General features: G+C 72.1%; 18 protein-coding genes. 1 reads left to right on the forward strand and 17 read right to left on the reverse strand.

Features of this window, described 5'->3' with window-relative positions; all coding sequences use genetic code 11:
- Positions 1–75: 75 nt before the first annotated feature.
- The 6 genes from BBK82_RS07725 to BBK82_RS51485 all read right to left on the reverse strand — a co-directional run bounded on the left by BBK82_RS07725 (position 76) and on the right by BBK82_RS51485 (position 3,673).
- Positions 76–333 (reverse strand): hypothetical protein, encoded by a 258-nt coding sequence (locus BBK82_RS07725; RefSeq protein ID WP_065914388.1) that lies wholly within the window; start codon positions 331–333, stop codon positions 76–78.
- A gap of 77 nt (positions 334–410) precedes the next feature.
- The gene (locus BBK82_RS56650; protein ID WP_418287485.1) at positions 411–1,343 is read right to left on the reverse strand and encodes a hypothetical protein; all 933 of its coding nucleotides are present in this window, start codon (positions 1,341–1,343) and stop codon (positions 411–413) included.
- 26 nt (positions 1,344–1,369) lie between these two features.
- Positions 1,370–2,212, reverse strand: a complete 843-nt coding sequence (locus BBK82_RS56655) for a hypothetical protein (RefSeq protein WP_418287486.1) — start codon at positions 2,210–2,212, stop codon at positions 1,370–1,372.
- Positions 2,213–2,255: 43 nt separating this feature from the next.
- Positions 2,256–3,053: an AAA family ATPase gene (locus BBK82_RS53835; protein ID WP_237048075.1), complete on the reverse strand. Its 798-nt coding sequence runs from the start codon at positions 3,051–3,053 to the stop codon at positions 2,256–2,258.
- A complete protein-coding gene (locus BBK82_RS53840; protein ID WP_237048076.1) occupies positions 3,050–3,496 on the reverse strand; it encodes a hypothetical protein in 447 nt (148 codons plus the stop codon). The genes BBK82_RS53835 and BBK82_RS53840 overlap by 4 nt, the downstream gene beginning before the upstream one ends.
- A gap of 36 nt (positions 3,497–3,532) precedes the next feature.
- Entirely contained in the window at positions 3,533–3,673 is a 141-nt protein-coding gene (locus BBK82_RS51485; RefSeq protein ID WP_170067831.1) for a hypothetical protein, read from the reverse strand.
- A gap of 852 nt (positions 3,674–4,525) precedes the next feature.
- Between BBK82_RS51485 and BBK82_RS07740 the strand changes: the two genes are divergently transcribed.
- The gene (locus BBK82_RS07740; RefSeq protein ID WP_065914389.1) at positions 4,526–5,029 is read left to right on the forward strand and encodes a winged helix-turn-helix transcriptional regulator; all 504 of its coding nucleotides are present in this window, start codon (positions 4,526–4,528) and stop codon (positions 5,027–5,029) included.
- Positions 5,030–5,061: 32 nt separating this feature from the next.
- Here the strand turns inward: BBK82_RS07740 and BBK82_RS07745 are convergent, their stop codons facing one another.
- From BBK82_RS07745 to BBK82_RS07795, 11 genes are all read right to left on the reverse strand, one after another.
- Positions 5,062–8,187, reverse strand: coding sequence for a BTAD domain-containing putative transcriptional regulator (locus BBK82_RS07745; RefSeq protein ID WP_065914390.1), 3,126 nt, complete (start codon positions 8,185–8,187; stop codon positions 5,062–5,064).
- Between the two features lie 170 nt (positions 8,188–8,357).
- Positions 8,358–8,783, reverse strand: coding sequence for a hypothetical protein (locus BBK82_RS07750; protein WP_065914391.1), 426 nt, complete (start codon positions 8,781–8,783; stop codon positions 8,358–8,360).
- Between the two features lie 49 nt (positions 8,784–8,832).
- Complete coding sequence (locus BBK82_RS07755) at positions 8,833–9,222, reverse strand: hypothetical protein (protein ID WP_092783265.1); 390 nt, start codon at positions 9,220–9,222, stop codon at positions 8,833–8,835.
- A gap of 65 nt (positions 9,223–9,287) precedes the next feature.
- Complete coding sequence (locus BBK82_RS07760) at positions 9,288–9,695, reverse strand: pilus assembly protein TadE (RefSeq protein ID WP_237048077.1); 408 nt, start codon at positions 9,693–9,695, stop codon at positions 9,288–9,290.
- Between the two features lie 138 nt (positions 9,696–9,833).
- Positions 9,834–10,283 (reverse strand): TadE/TadG family type IV pilus assembly protein, encoded by a 450-nt coding sequence (locus BBK82_RS07765; RefSeq protein WP_065914393.1) that lies wholly within the window; start codon positions 10,281–10,283, stop codon positions 9,834–9,836.
- A gap of 5 nt (positions 10,284–10,288) precedes the next feature.
- Positions 10,289–10,477 (reverse strand): hypothetical protein, encoded by a 189-nt coding sequence (locus tag BBK82_RS07770; RefSeq protein ID WP_065914394.1) that lies wholly within the window; start codon positions 10,475–10,477, stop codon positions 10,289–10,291.
- Between the two features lie 50 nt (positions 10,478–10,527).
- Entirely contained in the window at positions 10,528–11,421 is an 894-nt protein-coding gene (locus BBK82_RS07775; protein WP_065920892.1) for a type II secretion system F family protein, read from the reverse strand.
- A gap of 5 nt (positions 11,422–11,426) precedes the next feature.
- Positions 11,427–12,350 carry a type II secretion system F family protein gene (locus tag BBK82_RS07780; protein WP_065914395.1) on the reverse strand — a complete coding sequence of 308 codons (924 nt, stop codon included), beginning with the start codon at positions 12,348–12,350 and terminating at the stop codon, positions 11,427–11,429.
- Entirely contained in the window at positions 12,338–13,711 is a 1,374-nt protein-coding gene (locus tag BBK82_RS07785; protein ID WP_237048078.1) for a CpaF family protein, read from the reverse strand. The genes BBK82_RS07780 and BBK82_RS07785 overlap by 13 nt, the downstream gene beginning before the upstream one ends.
- Before the next feature lie 104 nt (positions 13,712–13,815).
- On the reverse strand, positions 13,816–14,718 hold the full coding sequence (locus tag BBK82_RS07790) for a MinD/ParA family ATP-binding protein (protein WP_065914397.1): 903 nt from the start codon (positions 14,716–14,718) through the stop codon (positions 13,816–13,818).
- The gene (locus BBK82_RS07795) at positions 14,718–15,428 is read right to left on the reverse strand and encodes a hypothetical protein (RefSeq protein ID WP_065914398.1); all 711 of its coding nucleotides are present in this window, start codon (positions 15,426–15,428) and stop codon (positions 14,718–14,720) included. The genes BBK82_RS07790 and BBK82_RS07795 overlap by 1 nt, the downstream gene beginning before the upstream one ends.
- Positions 15,429–15,457 lie beyond the last annotated feature (29 nt).

Consider the following 15,457-nt stretch of genomic DNA (forward strand, 5'->3'; position numbering starts at 1 on the left):
CCGGCCTTTGGCCGGCGCCTCGCGCCGCGGCCTCGCCGGCCGAGGCCAGCTCCGCGAGCACGGTGAGGGTGGTGGTCATGCCGACCACCCGAGGGCGTCGGCAACGATCGCGGGCAGATACCCGACCTGCTCACCGGTGCCGAGCCACACCACGGGCGGGTCGGTGGGCCGAACACCCCACGACTCGGCGTCGTCGGGCGTGCACACCACCCGCGCGAGCATGTACTCCATCGGGTAGCCAGGTTGGGCGGCGATCCGTAGCAGGGTGGCGGGGTCGTAGCCGGACAGGGCGGCGATCAGGTCGCCCACGGTCTGAGGGTGTTCGTGCGTCATGGCGGGTCACCTCGTGGTCGTGGGTTGGTGCTGGGTGGGTGGTCCGGGGCGGGGTGACCCGCCCCGGACCGGTAGGGCTAGCGGGCAATCGCGCGCAGGGCGGCGGTGGCAGCGTGCCCGATGGCGCGGGCGGTGGTGGTGGGGTCGGTCAGCACGTGGACGGTGGACCCGTCGAGCGGGGTGTCGTGGGTGCCGGTGGTCAGCCACAGCACGGCGCACCCGGACGCGCGCAACCGGTCGAGCTTGCGCTGCCCGTCGATGCGGGGCTGGTAGCGGTAGTCGCCGTCGGACACGATGACCAGCAGCCGTGCCGCGCCGGGGCGGGACAGCCCGAGGGCACCGTCGAGGGCGTCCAGCGCGACCGGAATGTCCTCCCAGTTGTCGTTGGAGTAGAACTCGGTGACTTCGGCGGGCGGGCGGCCGGGGTGGGTCAGGGGGCGCACGTGGTGCCCGAAGATCACGCTCGCGGTCTGGGCGGGCACGCTGGTGTGGCGGGCGGCGTTGGCCAGAATCCACGCCGCCGAGGCCACGTGCGCGCACGCCCACCGCATCGACCCGGACACGTCGCACGCCACTCCGACCCGCAACGGCGGGACGGTGACCGGGGTCCGGGTGGTGCGGGTGAACGGTTCGGCGGTGACCACCGCCCCGGCGGCACGTTGGGCTTCGGCGGCACGCACCCCGCGCATCCGCAACCGCCCCGGCGGGACGTCCGAGGTGGACTTCACCGCGACCCGTTCCCGGACCCCGGCGGTGTCCAACGCGCGCGCCAACACCCGCGCGGCGGTGCGCTCTTCCGGGGTGGGCGGGCGGGTGCCCGCGAGCTGGGTTTTCCCGGTGCGGGGACCACCAGCGGCGAACACCCGCCGCGCGGCCTTCTGCGCCACCTTCTCTGCGGCGTCGGCCTTCGCCTTTTCGGCGGCGGCGACGGCGGCGGGGTCCTCGGGTGCCTTCTCCCGCGCGACCTTCGCCGCCACCCCGTTGAGCACGGCGGCGATCGCGTCCGCCAACGGCGACGGTCGGCGGGGCGTTGCCGCTAGCGGTGCCGGGTGCCGCCGGACGGGTCGGGGGTGCCGGACGGGTCGGGTGCCGCGCCGGGGTCCGGGTCGGCGGGGGTGTTGGGGTCGGTGTCCGGGTCGCTGCCGAGGATCTCGCACCACTGCCGCCCGAGGGCGAGCATGGTCTCGCCGTCGTCGTCGGCGGTGCGCAACGCCTTGCGCCACACCGCCCGCAACTTGCCCAACGTGTCGGCCCCAAGCACGTCTTCGATGACACGGGCGACGGGGGCGACCTCGGTGCGGGTCAGCACCCCGCCGTCGGCGCGTCCCAGTAGCAGCGCGGCGGTGTGCGCGGCGTGCGCGGGGGTCATCTGCGGGGCGGTGGCGGGGTCGGCGAACAGGTGCAGGTCGGCGGCGACGATGCCCTTCACGCACGCCCGCAACCAGTGCCGGTCATCCGGGCGGCGACGGACCTGTGCGGCTTCCATGCGCGGCTCTTCCAACAGCATGGCGGCGGCGACCACACCGGGCGGGGCATCGTCCGGGGGTGCCCACGCGGTGTGTTTGGCGTGCCCGCACTCGTGGGTCAGGGCACCCCACGCCGGGGCGTAGCGGGGGCGGTCGGACAGGTTCGCGGGGTCCACCGTGGCGGGGTCCACCCCGAGGTGGTCGCCATCGACCTCGATCAGCGCGCGGGCGGGGTAGAAACACGCCGGGGCACCCCCGCCCGCGCCGGGTGCGACGGTGACCAGGAGGTCGTCGCGGTCGGCGATGATCGGGACCTCGTCGGCGAAAGCGGCGGACAGGGTCAGCCATTCCGGGCGGGTGGGGAACACGGCGGCACCGGTGGCGGTCGGGTCGGCGGTGAAGTGGGTGCTCACGGTTGCGGGTCCTTTCGCGACAGTTCGCGCGGTGGTTCGGGGGTCAGGGTTTCGGGGTGATGCGGGCACCGAGTGCGAGCGGTGCGACGGTGCGGCCGAACGCGTCGCGGACCACGGCGGCGACGGTGGCGCGGTCCTCCTCCGGTGCGATGCCCACGAGGTTTCCGGCGGCGGCGTCGGTGCCCAACACGGCGGCGATCTTCTTGAACGCCAACAACTCGCGCAGTTGGGGTGCCCATCCGACCTCGCCCCGTTCCTGCCGGGTGGCGAGGTTGCGCGCCACCCGCACCGCCTTCTTGTCCACGCCCAACTGGTCGGCGAGGTCGTAGTCGCTGGACACCTGAACCTGCACGGAGAACCGGGATGCCAACGCGTCGGTGAGTACCGCCCCGTGCACGCCGGGGTTGTGTCCGGCGACCACGTAGAACCCCGGCGCGGCGTCCACGACCTCGCCGCCGTTGGCCTTGACCACGATCTGGCGGCGTCCGTCCATCGCGGGGTAGACCACGGCGAGCACGGTCGGCGGGATCAGGGTCGCGTCGTCGATGAACAGCGGCACCCCGTCGCGCATCGCGCGGACCAGCGGACCGTGCACGAACACGAACTCGCCGTCGGGGGTTTTGGTGTAGTCGCCCACGAAGTCGGCGACCACGGTGTCGCCGTCGCCCTGCACCGTGATGCAGTCCGGGAACGCCGCCTCGACCACCGACGTCTTGCCCGTTCCGGGCGGTCCGTACAACAGTGCGGCGACCCCGGCGTCACGCAACCGCCGCAACGCGGTCACGTCCGGCATCCCGGACAGCAACCGGGGGTGGTAGTCCATCCCGTTGGGGCGTTTCACCGGACCGGTGACCACGCCCACCGACACGGCGGACCCGCCCGCACCCGACGGGGCGGGCGTGGTCGTGGGCGCGGCGGTCGGTGCGGCGGTCGGCGTTGTCGGGGTTTTCGGGCGGGGCGTGCGTGGCGGGCGGGGTGATCGTGGCGCGCGGCGGACGCCGTGGTCGCGGTCGCCCGGTAGGCCAGCGGGGACGTGGAAGCGACCTCGGCCTCCCCCCGGTCCGCGAGCACCTTGCACGCGTTGCCGACCGCCCCGGATGACCGGTTCAGGGTCGCCGCGATGGCGCGCGGGGTGAGTTCGCCGCCCGCGTTGTCGGCGAGGACTTTGGCGACCATCGCGCGGAGTTCACCGTTGCCGAGCCGTTTCGGCGCGCCCGCCGGGCCGGTCGGCGTGGTGGGTGCCGCCGTGGCGGTCGGTGCGGCGGGCGGGGTGGGCGTGGTCATCGCGGGCGTTCCTTTCGGTCGTGCGGGGTCGGCGGGTCAGGCGGCGAGCGCGGACTCGGCGGCGTCGGCGGCGGTTTGGTGCCGTTCGGCGTCGGTGTCCGCCGCTTCCGGGGTGGCGTGGTCCGCCGACCATCCGCAGTAGCAAAACGCGGTGGCGGTTCCGTCGTCATTCGTCACGGTGTCGGCGTAACACATAATTAGCTCCCCGTTTTCGACATGGCTCGCGCCGGGCGTGGTATTCGGTGGTTTCCGGTTCCCCCGGCGACAATTTAATTATGACTCTGCGCCGCGCGTCATGCAATAGGTTTGGCAGCTCATTTTCAAGACTCTTTTCGATCGGCCGCCGCCGTCACTATTCCGGGAATTGGACCAGCGCGCGCCCGCGCATTTCCGGCCGAAATGCCCATCGCGTTTCCGCAGGTCAAAGAGCGCAACAAGCAGCGGGAGGCGAGCAGGCAAACGAAAGCCGGCGACGCATAAGGAATAAAAAGAAAGGAGTTTAGAGAACATTAGTAGGGTAGGAATTAGGACAGAAAGAACGCAGTCACGAGGCAGGGGTAACCAAGGACCCGACAGGGCAGGCAGCCGGCCACCAGTCCGCCCCGATGTGTTCACCGGCTTGTGGTCAAGCGAGTCTGGGATACCAGCGGATCCCCTACAACCCCTCTGACCGGCGTCTTTGCTGGCCGGAGGGGGTGGCGCTCTAACAGGATCCCCAACCTGATCCCCAATGTGATCCCCCGTATGAACCCCCAACGGAAGTGACCGTACGCGCTGTCGATCTCCATACCTGCTACACAGGGTGACATCTCAGCGGAGTTGGGCTGAGTAGGAATACGGTGGGCGGTTTCGACCGTTTGGCGTAGCGTGGGAGGCTCGACACCCGTTGCCAGGGGAGGCGATGGGTGACGAAGCGGTCGCGCTGAGCAGGCACGATCGCCTCGACGGCAAGCTCGGGGAAGAGCCTGCCGCAGGACGTGACGAGCGGGCGCGCAGTGGGGGCCCGGTCAGTGCACACGGGGAGGCGCGGTGACGGAGCGAGACGACAGGGTCCTTCGTGGACTGTACGACCTGAAGAACCTTTTCGGGGACAAGTGGGTGCCCGCCATCCTGGTGGCACTCCGGGACGGCCCGCTGCGTCGGGTAGAGATTCTTTCCACGGTCAACTCGTATTCCATCGACGAGAATTGGACGGACAAACACGCTGTACTGCACGATAGCATTCTGGCGCGCACATTGAAAAAGATGCGCGAGCAGGGGCTCATCGTCCGCGAGAGTTGCGATAAGTCTTTTCCGCCGGAAGTCGCGTACTCGTTGACCCCGGCGGTCGCCGAGGTGTTGACGCTGGCAGAGCCTCTGCTCAAGTGGACTCGTGCCCATCCGGAATTGCTCTCGCAGGCGCAAGCGCACAGCCGTCGCAGTGGCGGGGAGGCGGCCATTCTCGATGATGTCGTGGATCTCGACTCCCCGGCCGGTGACGGCCGGTTCCACTCCGCTGGACGTCGCCCTCGTGCTGGCGGCGGCGTCGGGTGACCCCACGCCGCGCACGAGGGTGCCGGTGGGGTTCATCCGGCTCGGCTGCGCCCGCGGCCGGCTCGTCCCGGCTCGCCGGGGCCGTCGTGGCGGCGACGTAGCCGGTCGGCCAGGTCGACGGCCTGGTGCGTGGGCCGATCGTCGACCTCGGCGAGCCGGGTGGTCAGCAGGGTCAGGGTGCGCGGGATGGCGTCGAGCTGACCGAGGCGTTCCTGCAGGCGCATGATGTCGCGGTAGATCAGCTCGTTGTGCGGGTCGAACGCACGCGCGATCTCGAGCAGGTCCAGCGTCTGCTGCGGGTCGTCCTCGACCAGGGCACGGGCCAGGGCGGCGACGGCGTCGATCGCGTCGCGGCGGATGGCCTCGCGGGCGGTCTCGATCCAGTCGGTGCTCAGCCCGTCGGCCAGAGGGCCGGTGTAGCTGTCGACGATCCGCCGGTACGCCTCGACCCGGTCGGCGGCGGTGACGGCGGAGCGGCGGGCGGCCACGGCGGCGGCGAAGTGGTGGTAGTCGACCTCCACCAGTTCGGGGTCCAGCCGGTAGCGGCCCTCGCCGACCACCACGAGGTCGGACAACACGTTGCCGGTTGCGGCGGCCAGGGCGCGGCGCAGACGCGAGAGCGAGGTGTTCATCGCGTTGGTGGTCCGCTCCGGTGGGCTCGTGGCCCACAGGGCGGCGATGAGCGCCTCTCGGCTGGCGCCGTCGGGGTGCAGCGCCAGAAAGACCAGCAGCTCGCGCAAGCGCGGCTGGAACGCCGAGGTGATCTCGCGTTCGGCGGCCTCGCCATCGGGTGCTGCCGGCTCGGGACGCCACCACACCCGCGGCGGCCCGAGCACGCTGACACGCAACGGCGCGGACGACGCCTCGCGCGGCTGGGCGGGGCCCTGTGGTCGGCTCCCCGCCGACCGGCCGTGTCGGTGGTCTTCACCGGCATTCCGGGTTGCTTGGTCGGCGTCGGAGCGAACAGGTTGGACGGGACGCAGCCGAAGACCGGGTGACGTCGCGGGCGTGGGCTCCGGCCGAAGGATCTCCAGCTCACCGTCGCCTCGCCGATCGTCATCGCTTGGGGCTGCCAACAGCTCCAGGTCTGTGTCGGCGACCGGCGCCTGGGTCGTGCCCTCGGCGAGCGTGTCCGCGTCGACTGTGTGTCCGCGATCGGCGGTGCTCGCGCCGGGGCCCACCACGGTGTCCGGGGGCTCGACGGTGGCGGGAACGGAATCGGCCACGACGACGTGGGGACGCGGCACGACAGCCGGATACGGTTCGTCGCCAGCGTTGTCAGTGCGCTCGGACTCGTCGCCGGGGTCGGCGTGTCGCAGGAGGTCCAGCAGGTCGGCGAGGTGGTCGTCGCCCAGTCGGAACACACGGGCACCGCGCAGCGGCTCGCCCAGGCCGGGGCTGGTGGTGGAGATGGTGCCGTCGTCGCGGACGTAGGCGGTCACACCGCCGCTCCACTGGCCCAGCAGCAGCCCGGTCACGCCGACCGTCGAGCCGTTGTCGAACACCGCCTGCAGCCTGCGAACCTGGCGGCCGGGTGCGCGGGCCGCCAGCACGACGGGCCCCCAGGATTGGCCGGTGGGCGGGAGTTGACCGAGGCGTACCAGGGTCTCGGATTCGAGCATGTCCAGTGCGGCGTCCAGGTCGGCTGCCACGCGCACAGCCGCGGGAAGCGGTGCCTGCGCCACGCGCCTGCCGAACAGGGCCGCGAGGTCGTCGGCCGGCACGATGACCGTGGCCGGCCTGTGGGTGGTGGTGGAGGCCGTGCTCAGGACGGCCACGAGCAGCGCACGAACCGCGGCGGGGGCACCCGCGCCGAGCAGGCCCAGGCCGTGTGCGGAGGCGACGTCCACGGCGATCTCGCGGCCGTCCCGGACACCGACCGGCAGGACCGGCGCTTGGTCGTCGGGGACGTCGTCGGCGTCGGCATGGGTGCCGAGTACGAGCGGCGGTGCCGGTGCGCGTGGTGGGCGCTCGCCCGGCCAGTCGAGGTCCACCTCATCTTCGGTGCTGTCGTCGTGGTCGGCGCGCAGGTGCGCCAGCCGCAACTGGTAGACGACCGGGGCGACGGGTAGGTCGCTGCGGTCGCCGCTGCCTGGCTGATACCGGCGTCGGTTCCGCCGCCGGGCCGCGACCAGGGCGGCGCTGATCGCTGCGGCCAGGCCGAGGCCGACGAACAGTTCCTCGCCCCAGCTGATCCCCGGCTCGCCCACCGCGTCGGTGCTCGGCGGCGCCTGGGTCGCCGGTGGAGCCAGAGTGGTCGGTGGGGCTTCGGTGGTGACGGGTGGTTGCGTTGTGGAGGGGGCCGGTGTCGTAGGGCTGGGCGGGGGCTCGGGTGCAGGGGGCGGGGTTACCGGCGGTGGCACCAGGGCGGTGGGTGGCGAGGAGCTGACGGTGGCGTCATCGGGCAGGGCCATCTCCTCGCCAGGGAAGATCAGGCCGGGCCGCGTGAAAGTGCCGCCATTCGGCTGGGGCTTGCCCTTGTTGAGTGCGTAGATCTCCGGCCAGCGATTGCCGTCGCCGAGCGTGCGTTCGGACATCCGCCACAGCGAGTCGTACACGCCGGTGTCGGGGTTGTACGAAAGCACCACGGCGGACTTCGCGCGGCTGGGCTGCTCGGTCGCTCGGGTCGCCTCGCGGTGATACGGCGCGCTGTGGGCGGCCGGTCGCACCGCGGTGAACTCGGCGTGTTCGGCGGGTGTGTTCCATGCGGGAGCCGTCGCCACCACCTCAGCCGCGGCACCGCCCGCAGCCGATGGGCTCATGGCGGGCAGGCCGGCGCGTTGACCGAGGATGGAGATCAGGACCGCGCCGACGAGTACAGCCGCGATCCGGTGCACCGGTCCGGCCGCCGACAGGTCCGGCATCCGGGCGTCGCGGGCGATCTCGACCGCGCAGCGGACGACGTCGAGGGCGAAGAACGCCCACACGAGCCAGGTCAGGCAGGCGAGGAAGTCCAGCAGGAACGTAGTGGTCATCGGGCCGAGCAGGACACCCTGGACTTCCGCCCAGGAGGGCAGGTGGTCCGGCAAGGGCCAACCGACGAAGTGCGTCAACGCCCACGGCAACCCGGCCAGCAGCGCGACCAGGACGGCAGCCGCCAGCAGTCCGCGCACCAGCCTCGCGAGGAACCCGAGCACCCACCCGACGCCCTGCCACATCCGGCCTCGCGTTCGCGGCGGCCGACGCGGCTTGCGGCGGGAGCGATGCGGTGATGCGGCCATGACGTTCTCGTTTCCTCAGCAGAACTGGGCGTGTTCGCTCGCCGCCCGATCACACGGCCGTGATGAGTCGGAGCTATGGGCGAACCGCGTGGGCGGCGCGAGCGCGGTCAACTCGCATGGGCGACGAGCGGCTCGGGCACGTCCGTCCCGGCAGCGGTCGAGCCCTCGCGGGAGTTGGACCTCTGCTCAGGTGCTGGTGTCCTCGGTCCGGAAATGGAGCGTGTATCACCCGACGCGCCGGTCGTGGTCACGGCCTTCTTTCGCTTGCCGCGGCCGGGCTTGCGGGCTACGAGCCACCCGGTGAGGTCGGATGGCTTGAGGTCGGTGAACGCCGCCAGTTCGTCGACGTCGATGACGTGCTGGGCGTCGGCCAGCACCTCGCCGAGTTCGCGCTCCACTTCGGCGAGCCGTTCGACGATCGCGGCCCGGCGCCCCGCGAGTTCGCCGACCTGCTGCGCGGCGGCGGCCCTGCGGGCGCTGCGGGCTGTGTCGGCCTCCTCGACGCGCTGGCGGATCTCCTCGGGCGTTGCCATGTTGCTTCTCCTTTTCTGCGATGCCGTGTTCACGACGGCGCGGGTGGGGTCATGGGTCGATCGCGGTCACCCCGCGCTGCGGGTGTGCGCTGCCTTGCCCGTGCACTTGAAGCGACCCGATGCCGACGAGCCCGAGCAACTGGGTGGTCTGCGAGGCGGTCACGGTGACCGTGACGGTGTCGCCGGAGACGGTCACCGTGCCGGAGGCGCCCTCGGCGGCCAGGTGCGCCTGGGCGTTGGCGACCGCCTGGGCGGGCACGAGTTGCAGGGTGCCGTTGCCGCGGTAGGCGGTGAGGTCGATGGCCTGGGCCCCGGCGCGGGCGGCGGCCTCGGCCTGGCCGTTGGCCCGTACTTTTGCGGCCAGCGCGAGGCCACCGTCGAGGGTCAGGCCAGCCAAGGCCAGGATGCCGACGGTCAGCGCCAGGACGAACGCGGTCACGCGGCCCTCGTCTGCGCGCCACCACATGGACCACCGGCTGCGCCGGGCGTGGCAGCCTCGCCGGGTCACGTCTGGCTCCCGGTGTTCAGGGTCGACCGCCAGAGGTCCACGGGTTCGACCGAGGTCGCCGACAGGGTCTTGCCGCCGGGCACGCCGAGGATGAGCGCGTCGCCGAAGTCGACGGCGCAGGACACGGTCACGCTGACCGTGCCGCCGGGGCGCAGGCCACCGGTCGACGTGCTCACCGACAGAGACGCGCACGTCACCCCCGCCGAGGACAGCGCGCTCGCGGCGGTCGACTGGGCCGCGGCGGTCGCGGCCGTCGGGGTGCGTTCGATGCTCGCGGCGCGGGCAGCCTGGTGGGCGGCGTCGTCGATGCGGATCCGCGCGTCCACCCCTCGGTGGATGACCACGCCGACGAACACCAGCAGCATGACCAGGAACGGCGCGGCGATGGTGACTTCGGCGGCCACCGAGCCGTCATCAGCACGCCACCAGGCCGCCCACCCCCGCCGACCGGGGCGCACGCGGCTGTGACGCCGTCCGGGGGACGTGACGGGCGTGCGGGGCGGCGTCGTCCCCGATGACATCATCTGCGGTGTCATCGCGGGTCACCCGCTCGCCAGGTCGGGGACGAAACGTTCGACGGGCCCGACGGCCTCGGCGTGCACAGGCAGGCTCAGGAACGGCACGACCGACGTCGCGGTGCCGCTGACCCGTACCGAGGCCGAGGCGGCGTTGCGATCCGAGGCGACGGTGGAGCCGGTGAGCGGGCCGCTCGCGAGCTGGTCGAGCAGTTGCCGCGCGCTGGACGTGCCAGCCGCGGCGGTCCCGTTCTGGGACCGTGCCACCGCGAGTCCCTGCGAGGCGGCGGCTTGGGCGATGTGGGTGGCGTGCGACCAGAGCGCGAACTGAACGATGGCCAGCAGCATCAGCAACAGCAGCGGGGTGGCGATGACCAGTTCCGCGCTGACCGAGCCCCGATCACCGCGCAGCGCTCGACGGACCCGACGCCATCCGGCGCGAGTCGTTGGTGACCGCTTGCTGTGCTTGTGGCTCATGGGGATCACATGGTGATGCCGTTGGCCTTCTCGGTGACCTTCGCGATGACGATCGCGATCACCGCGAGCGCAGCCACCACGAGCAGCGCGGTCACCAGGACGGCTTCGGTCGAGTACCCGGCCTCCGGCTGGCGGCGCAGCTCCTCCCACCGAGCCTGTACCACTGTCCACAATGCCTCCACTTGTGTACGCATCGTGTTGTCCTCCCTTGTCGTTCACGTCCGGTCGTTGTCCGCGCGATGGTTCACAGTCCATTAAGGACCTGCGTGAGTGCGGGGTAGGCGATGAAGGCCAGGAATCCGAGGAATAGAGCCATCACCGGCAGGCTCATGCGTTCGGTGGCGGCTTGGGCGTCGCCCTCGGCTTCGGTGATCTGGTGGGTGCGCAGCGCTCCGGCCTTGGCGGCCAGGGAGGTACGGACCTTGGCGCCCTCGGTGCCGGCCAAGCTGACCGACGCGGCCAGCTCGGCGAGCTCGGTCACGTCGAGTTCCTCGCCGAGCTGGCGCAGCGTCGCCCACGGGGTCGTGCGGGTGAGGCGGGCGGTGTCCAGGGCGCGGCGGATCTGCTCGAATGCCCACCCTCGTCCGATGTCGACCGAGTCGCCCAGCGCGCTGTCGACCCCTGCTCCTCCGGCCAGGGTGATCCACACCAGGTCCAGGTAGGCGGAAAGCGCGTGGCGGAACCCAGTGCGCAGCTTCGCGGCTTCGGAGCGGGCCTGCAGGTCCGGTAGGACGAACCCGACGGCCGCCAGGACGAGGCCGGCGATGATCGGGAACTCGAAGCCGGGTCCGAGCCCTGCCACGGTCAGGACCACGGTCAGCAGGACGGGTAGCAGCAGTCCGGCAACGGTGAGGGTGGCCTTCTCCGCCAGATGGGTCGAGGTCGAACGGCCGATGACCGCCAAGTCCTTGGCCAGGCGCGGGCCGGGGAGCCCCAACGCGCGCAAGGGGGCGACGGCGGGGCGGCCGAGCCGGGCGGCCCAGCCGGTGTCGTCGGTGGCGAGGATGGGTGCCGGAGCGGGTGGGGCGGTGGCGTGGGCCAGGACCGCGCCGAGGGCCGGTCGTGGCGGGAACAGGTAGACCGCCAAGGCCCACAGGCCGATTCCGGATCCGATGCCCAGGGCGATGTAGGTGATCATGGTGTTCACTCCTGCCTCGCGGTGACGAGGACCTGTGCCGGGCGGGTTGCCGGGTCCTGCTCGGCGGTGGAAAGGAAGCGGTCGGGCTGGGCGACGCGGGCGATGCGGTTCAGCCACGCGAATCCGGCGGCGAACAGCGCTCCGATGCCCAGCAGCACGATCTGTCCGGCGGCGCTGTCGTAGGCGCCCATGTAGTTGCGGTTGAGCAGCACCACGGCGACGGCGAAGGCCAGGGTGGTGCCGACGATGACGCGCACCGAGGTGCGGGTGCGGGCGCGGCCGGCCTCGACGCGCATCCGCATCGAGGCTTGCCCGCGGGCGGCGTCGGCCAGCGACCCGAGCAGTTCAGCGAGCTGGCGGGTCTGTTGTTCGGCGGCCAGCAGTAGGGCGGCGATGACCAGATCCCCGACCGGGTCGTCCAGGCGTTCGCCGAGTCGCCGTAAGGCGGGTGCGAGCCGGTCGCCGTTCTCGATCCCGGCGGCGAGCTCGCCGACCTCACCGCGGATGGCCGTCGGCGCCAGCGGCGCTGTGGCGAGGATGGCCTGCTCAAGCCCGGCTGCGGCCGACAGGGTGTCCCGCAGCATCTCGGTCCAGGTGGCGACGGCCTCGATCCGCGCGACTCGGCGGGCGTGTTCGGGGTCGCGGCCGAGCACCCTGGGCAGCGCCCAGGCGGCGAGGCCAGCCAGGACGGCGCCGACGACCCAGCCGGTGAGCAGACCGGTCACCACTCCGGCGGTCATGGCCAACGCGATCCGCAGGCTGCGGTGCTGGTCCACGGTCCCGGCCGCGCGGGTCCGGGTGCGGCGCTGACGCCGTGGGTCGGTGCCACGCCAGCCGAGGACCACCAGCAGCAGGCCGAGCCCGGTGCCGACACCGAGCAACGCCGCCGCGGCCGTTGTGGGGCTGAGGGTGATGTTCACGGTCCCCACCAGCCCTCGGGGTTTTCCATCACGCCGGGGTCGAAGCCGACGTCGACCAGGTCGTCGAGGGTGTCGCCGCGCAGCGCTCCCGCCACGGGGCGCGCGCGGCGGTCGGGACCGGGGCGGTAGACCTCGTTGGAGATCACCTGCGGGCCGTCGGCGCCGACGACCTCGCGGATCGAGGACACGACACGGGTGCGGCGGTCCTCGGCGCGGGCCAGGTGCACCACGAAGTGCACCGCCGAGGCGACCAGCAGGTTCGTCGCCTCCAGCGGGAGCCGCTCGACACCCTGGGCGGCATAAGAGGCGAGACGGGTGAACGCGATCCGCGAACTGGAGGCGTGCAGGGTAGCCATCGAGCCGTCATTGCCCTGGGACATGGCGTTGCACATCGGGATGACCTCGGGACCACGGATCTCACCCACGATCACCCGGTCCGGGCTCATCCGCAGACCCCACCGCACGAGTTCGGCCTGGCTGATCGCACCCGCTCCCTCGACGTTGGCTTCGCGCGCCTGGAAGGCGGTCACGTCGGCGTGGATGTCCGGGTCGTGGTCCAACCCGAGTTCGAAGGCGTCCTCGATGGTGACGATGCGCTCCAACGGGTCCATCTCGCTGGCCAACGCGCGCAGCAAGGTGGTCTTGCCCGCGCCGGTACCGCCGGTGATCAAGACGTTCTTGCGGGCCTTGACCAGCGCTCGCAAGAACTGCTCCAGGCCGGGATCGACGGTGCCTCGGCGGCGCAGCTCTGGAAGGGTGACGGTGAGGTAGCCGTGGCGGCGGATCGACAGCGCGGTCACGCCCCCGGCGGTCAGACCCATCACCGCGAACAGCCGCTCCCCGCCGGGGAGCTGGAGGTTGACCGCCGGGGAGCCCTGGTCGAACCGCCGCTCCTGGCTGCTCGCGCGGGCGGCGAGCAACCGCACCAGGTCGGTCAGCTCCTCATTCGAGCCCGCGATCGGCCCGACCGGGGCGCGGCGGCCGTCGTTGTACTGGACGAACACCCGGTCGAAGCGGTTGGCGTTGATCGTCTCCACCATCGGGTCGTCCAGCAGCGGCTGGAGCCCGGCCATGCCGAACAGCTCGTTGACGACCTCCCCGACGACCCGCTGCTCGACCTCACGCGGCAGCAGCTGCCGGCCGGCGGCCAGCTCGTTCTCGGTATGCACCCGCAGCGCCTCGTCGAGGATGCCGCGCGCCAGCTCGCGCCGGGCCTCGCGAGTGGCGGTCGTCCCGGTGCGGTCCTGCTGATCGGCAACCCGCTGCGGCAGCTCGGCGTTCAACCGCTCCCGCAGGTGTTGCCGCAGCCGCGTCGTGGCGGCCGACAGGTCAGCGGTGTCCTCGTCGGTGCCCCATCCCAGCGGCGGCACACCAGTATCTGTACCTGGTGCGGCGCTACCGAACGGGGCCGATCCGGGCTGCTGTTGGTGGGGGCGCAGAGGCACCGGCGCCGGGTACTGGTTGCTCGGGTACGTCACGACGCCTGCCCTCCCTGCTGGTCGCGGCGATCGGTCGCGGGGCCAGGCGCGACGCGCACGCCGTTGGACGAGACCGCGCCGGGTGGCACACCCGGAACCGAGCGCAGAACCGGGACCTGCGCCACCGGCTCAGCGGGCCGGGGCTGACTCTGGCTGGCCGGTGGGCGCTCGCGAGTGGCGAGTTCGGTGGCGACCCGGTGGGCAAAGCGGCCGAGCGCCGAATGCGCGGGGCCGCTGCGACCCCAGCGCAGCTTGTTCGGCCGCCCGCACAGCACGGCCGCGCCGCTCGGGTCGTCGGGCACGCGCCCTAGCGGCGGCACGCCGAGTTCGCGGGCGACCTCGGCAGTGGAGTAGCCCTCGCCCACCAGCAGCAGAACCGGGTTCGGGCTCCAGCGGCCGACGGTGGGCAGCCGGCGCGGCAGGTGTGCGAGGTCGTCGGCGTGAGCCCGCGACAGCAGCACGATCGCGTCGGAGGCTCGCACGATCGGCAGAGCGGGCGAGCCGGGGTCCACACGCCCGCAGTCGACGATGACCACCGTGCCCGGCTGGTTGGCCGCCGCCCGCAGCACCCCCAGGCCGCTGGTCGGGTCGGGAGCCAAGGCCGACAGCGCCGCGCGGGCCTGATCAGCATCGGGTGGGGCGGCGATCACCGGCAGGCCGCCGGGAAGCTGCTGGGTATGCCGCCACACCAGATCGGCTTCGCCGCCACGGCGCGCGGCGGCGGCCAGGCTCACCAGGCCCGGTGTCGAGGACAGCGAGAACCGCAGGCCGAGATCGCCACCGGAAGGATCGGCCTCGACCACCAGGGCACGTGCCGGAGCAGGCCAGCGGGCAGCCAAGGCCACGGCCAGCGTGGTGGCGCCCGGTGAGCCTTTCAGGGACAGGACCGAGATCAACATCAGCGACCCCCAGCAGAGAGCATCACGATCGACAACTGACCGGCCGGCACCGCGGCGACCTGGCGGGCGGCGGCCTCGGACAACTGCACCGACACCACGGTGTTCTGGTCGTTCGCCGGGGTGGTCACGCTGGTCACCACCGCAGGCCAGACCGTGCCACCATCGGCGGGCGGACTGGTCGCGGTTCCGGCCTGGCCGGGCACGAACACCACCGACACCCGCGCTCCCGGACCGACCTCCGCAGGGAACTGGCCGGGTTTGAGCGCGAGGGCGGCGATGGCCTGCCCGCTCGTCGGGACCGCAGCGCCGCCAACGGCGTCCGGGGTCAGCAGCGCCCCGGCCGACAAGCTGGTGGCCATCGGCCTGCCGACCACGGTGGCCGCCTGATCCGCACCGACGACCGCGACACCGGGGTCGACCGCGACGTTGACCTGCCGCAGGTCCTGCGTGGTCAGCACGTGCCCTACCGGCACGCCGCGAGCCAGCGCGAGCACGGCCTGCCGATCCCCGGAGTTCAGCGAGATCAGCACGAAGCCACCCACGCACGCCAGGACGAGCAGCACGCCGAGCAGCAGGTACGGCACGCTGCGGCGGCGCCCTGTGGTGCGCAACCGCGAGGCGGAAGGCTTCTTGCCGTCGTTGATCCAGGGGCCGTTGGCCGTGCTCATGGCTCGGTCGGGGTCGGGCCGGATCGTGGTGTTGGTGCTCACGCCGGTACCTCCAAAAGGCATGGGGGTAG

Source organism: Lentzea guizhouensis (assembly GCF_001701025.1).
Taxonomy (GTDB): domain Bacteria; phylum Actinomycetota; class Actinomycetes; order Mycobacteriales; family Pseudonocardiaceae; genus Lentzea; species Lentzea guizhouensis.

Coding starts and splice junctions, on each gene's coding strand:
- BBK82_RS53840 (WP_237048076.1), bottom strand. CDS start 3,496: ATGACCACGCCCACCCCGCCCGCCGCACCGACCGCCACGGCGGCACCC.
- BBK82_RS07775 (WP_065920892.1), bottom strand. CDS start 11,421: ATGATCACCTACATCGCCCTGGGCATCGGATCCGGAATCGGCCTGTGG.
- BBK82_RS07790 (WP_065914397.1), bottom strand. CDS start 14,718: ATGTTGATCTCGGTCCTGTCCCTGAAAGGCTCACCGGGCGCCACCACG.
- BBK82_RS07750 (WP_065914391.1), bottom strand. CDS start 8,783: ATGGCAACGCCCGAGGAGATCCGCCAGCGCGTCGAGGAGGCCGACACA.
- BBK82_RS07725 (WP_065914388.1), bottom strand. CDS start 333: ATGACGCACGAACACCCTCAGACCGTGGGCGACCTGATCGCCGCCCTG.
- BBK82_RS07770 (WP_065914394.1), bottom strand. CDS start 10,477: ATGCGTACACAAGTGGAGGCATTGTGGACAGTGGTACAGGCTCGGTGG.
- BBK82_RS07765 (WP_065914393.1), bottom strand. CDS start 10,283: ATGAGCCACAAGCACAGCAAGCGGTCACCAACGACTCGCGCCGGATGG.
- BBK82_RS07745 (WP_065914390.1), bottom strand. CDS start 8,187: ATGTGGCAGGGCGTCGGGTGGGTGCTCGGGTTCCTCGCGAGGCTGGTG.